Source organism: Nostocoides japonicum T1-X7 (assembly GCF_001046855.1).
Classification (GTDB): Bacteria; Actinomycetota; Actinomycetes; order Actinomycetales; family Dermatophilaceae; genus Nostocoides; species Nostocoides japonicum.
The window spans coordinates 4659097-4661335 of the sequence record NZ_HF570958.1; the positions used below are offsets into that span (position 1 = coordinate 4659097).

Annotated in this window: 2 protein-coding genes; one reads left to right on the forward strand and one right to left on the reverse strand. The window is 65.1% G+C overall.

Annotation, left to right across the window (positions count from 1 at the left end; genetic code table 11):
- Positions 1-396 precede the first annotated feature (396 nt).
- Positions 397-1290 carry a CBS domain-containing protein gene (locus tag BN12_RS21170; protein WP_048555554.1) on the forward strand — a complete coding sequence of 298 codons (894 nt, stop codon included), beginning with the start codon at positions 397-399 and terminating at the stop codon, positions 1288-1290.
- 10 nt (positions 1291-1300) lie between these two features.
- Here BN12_RS21170 and BN12_RS21175 read toward each other — a convergent pair whose 3' ends face one another.
- Entirely contained in the window at positions 1301-2098 is a 798-nt protein-coding gene (locus BN12_RS21175; protein ID WP_048555555.1) for a transposase family protein, read from the reverse strand.
- Between the last annotated feature and the right edge of the window lie 141 nt (positions 2099-2239).

Here is a 2239-nt window from a genome sequence, read left to right on the forward strand (position 1 = left end):
GGTTCCCTGAAGACGTGCGGCGTGTGAGAACCCCATCGTCACCACGAACCCCACGCCCACCATCCGCAACACGCCGGCCTTCAGGCGGCGTTCGTGCAGGTCACAGCCCGTCGGCCGACTTTGCCGAGGCCCTGGGGCGTATCCAGGGACACTCGACGCTACGTTGAGCCATGTGCGAGTCTTGACAAGAGTCTGCGTCGCTCGGGCCGTGAGCCTTGGGCAAGCCACGAAATCTGTCGAAACATCTTGACCAGACGGGATGCCATTATCACAACTTCAGGTGAATCAGGATGGCCCGTAAGCGAGCTAGCAGAGTTTCTCTCAGCATGTCCACCCTTCGACTCTTTCGATCCCCAAGTGGTGAGAGCTGCGGCCGAGAGTGCATCGGTGGACTCAATGGCCGCCGGCGATGTGATCATGGATGCTTTCACGACACCTTGCCGCGAAATGTTTGTCCTCCTGTCCGGTCGGGTACACACTTGGTCCGATCCCGATCATGTGAATGGGCCGGCCGACGACCGTCTTGGGCCTGGCGCGGTCTTCGGCTTCTCGGCCATGCTTGCCGACCAGCCGATTGGTCCGCGTGCCGTCGCGATAAGAGCCAGCACAGTGGCACGGATTCCGGCGGCGGCGATCGAATCAGCCTTCTCCTCCGATCCTGGGGCCAGGTTCCTGGCGAGGCAAGTTCTGACACAGGCCCGACACCCGTCGGGGCTCCCGTCCTACAGTTTGGTTGACGACCTTCTGGATTCTCCCCCGTTGGTGGTCAAGCCCGACACACCCATCGCCGCTGTGGCGGAACGCATGACGGTGCGGGGGCTGGACTACGCCGCGGTCGGGATCGCACCCGCACGCTACGGACTGATCACAGACTCCATTTTGCGCCGGCGCATTTTGGTCGACCGCCTGCCGCTGGACACCCCCGCCGCTCGCGTCATGCATAGTCCCGCTAATACGGCTCGGCTCGGAGACTCCGCCGCGGAGGCACTCATCCGACTGCTCGACCAGGACACCGAATTCCTGTTGGTGACCGACCGGGCCGGCGAGCTGCACGGTGCGATCTCCCCTCGTGACCTGGTTGTGTCGCCCACAACGGCCGGTGTTGCGCTGCACGAACAGATCAGGCGCTGCGACACTATCGACGACCTCGTCGAACGGACCCGGACCGTACCCGCAACTCTGGTTAACATCCTAGACGGCGGGCTATCCTCGACAAGGGTGATCGCCTTGTACGGGGCCATGCTTGACACGATCATCCGACGCGCCATCCAATTGGTGTTTCACCAGTGAGGTTTTCTCATCAGCGTCCGCGGTGCATGGTGAGGATGACGAGGGCGGCGGCGGTGATGTGGCCGATGCGCCATGGGCACAGTGTGATGCGTCGTAAGGCGTTGAAGCCGGATTTGAACAGGGCGTTGGCGCGTTCGGCCGGTGCCCGTAGGGCGGTGATGAGCAGGTTGCTGGCCTTGTTCTCGGGGGACAGGTTGGCGCCCTTGAGCGGGACGTGGATGCCGATCCCGGCGCCGGTGTAGCCCTTGTCGGTCAGCGTCGGCAGGCCGGCCGCGGCGGCCGGGTACAGCGCGGGGAAGGCGTGAGCTCGGGCGCAGGTGATGTCGTGGGTGGAGCCGGGTTCGACCGGGGAGGTCCAGATCGGGAAGCCGGTCGGGTCGGTCACGACCTGGATGTTCCCGCCGTGGTGGTGGTGTTTGCCGGAGTACCACAGGTCGTGTCCCGCAGCGGATTTCGCGTTGACGCGGGTGGACTCGATGAGGGTGCCGTCCAGGGCGACGAACGCCCACCCGGCCTGCCGGCCCTGGGCCAAGACCTCGGTCAGGTCCGGGGCCTGGGCGGCGATGACGTCGATCGCTTCGTGCAGGTACCGGTAGCCGGTGGCCTGGCTGACTCCTGCGTCGCGGGCCAGCAGGTGGATGTCGGTGCCATCGATCAGCCAGCGCAGCACCAGCACGGCTTGGGTCCAGCAGGTCGCGGCCCGCTGCCAGGGCCGGGCGTCGACCCGATGCCGGTGGGCCTGGATCCAGCGCGACACGCGGGCAACAGTCTGGGTCGGGACATCGAGGGTGGCACGATACGACAGCACGTGGGGTCCTTGGTCGGGCTTGTTTCTTGGTCGAAACCGACTCTGGGCCACGGGACCCCACGTGTACCTTGTGACACGCCAGTCACACTGGCATCACAGGCTCCTCAGCCCAATGGCCCCGCGCCTGGTGAGAAAACCTCA

Coding starts and splice junctions, on each gene's coding strand:
- BN12_RS21170 (WP_048555554.1), top strand. CDS start 397: ATGGCCGCCGGCGATGTGATCATGGATGCTTTCACGACACCTTGCCGC.